The organism is Pseudomonas sp. P4_C3, from assembly GCF_056402075.1.
Genome location: NZ_JBFUIC010000730.1, coordinates 1 through 798, shown reverse-complemented (window position 1 = coordinate 798; position 798 = coordinate 1). Strand labels below are relative to the sequence as shown.

3 pseudogenes are annotated in these 798 nt (G+C 59.5%); all 3 read right to left on the bottom strand.

The window, feature by feature from the left end:
• A pseudogene (locus AC1DVH_RS32105) lies at nucleotides 1-116 on the bottom strand (putative sulfate exporter family transporter); the annotation flags it as partial.
• Between the two features lie 151 nt (nucleotides 117-267).
• A pseudogene (locus AC1DVH_RS32100) lies at nucleotides 268-390 on the bottom strand (putative sulfate exporter family transporter); the annotation flags it as partial.
• Between the two features lie 137 nt (nucleotides 391-527).
• Nucleotides 528-650 (bottom strand): annotated as a pseudogene (locus tag AC1DVH_RS32095) (putative sulfate exporter family transporter); the annotation flags it as partial.
• Nucleotides 651-798: the final 148 nt, after the last annotated feature.

The following is a 798-nucleotide window of genomic DNA, read 5'->3' as shown; positions in this document are numbered from 1 at the left end:
CCCCAGCGCAGCAACAACAGCACCAACACAACCAGGAACACCGTCTCCCCCACCATCAGCAGAATCGGCTTGATCCCGACCGCCGCCAGCTCCTTGAGCCGGGTCTTCATGCCCAGAATGCGCGAAGTTGGAACACTATCCCTGTGGGAGCGAGCTTGCTCGCGATGGCGGTGTGTCAGCCGCCATGAGTGTTGAATGTGAAACCGCTATCGTCGGAACGCCGCCCGGAGCAAGCTCGCTCCCACAGGTTTTGTATCAACCTGACGATTAGAAGCCCCAGCGCAGCAACAACAGCACCAGCACGACCAGGAACACCGTCTCCCCGACCATCAGCAGAATCGGCTTGATCCCGACCGCCGCCAGCTCCTTGAGCCRGGTCTTCATRCCCAGAATGCGCGAAGTTGGAACACTATCCCTGTGGGAGCGAGCTTGCTCGCGATGGCGGTGTGTCAGCCGCCATGAGTGTTGAATGTGAAACCGCTATCGCGAGCAAGCTCGCTCCCACAGGTTTTGTATCAACCTGACGATTAGAAGCCCCAGCGCAGCAACAACAGCACCARCACRACCAGGAACACCGTCTCCCCSACCATCAGCAGAATCGGCTTGATCCCGACCGCCGCCAGCTCCTTGAGCCGGGTCTTCATGCCCAGAATGCGCGAAGTTGGAACACTATCCCTGTGGGAGCGAGCTTGCTCCGGGCGGCGTTCCGACGATAGCGGTTTCACATTCAACACTCATGGCGGCTGACACACCGCCATCGCGAGCAAGCTCGCTCCCACAGGGATAGTGAGTGTTCCA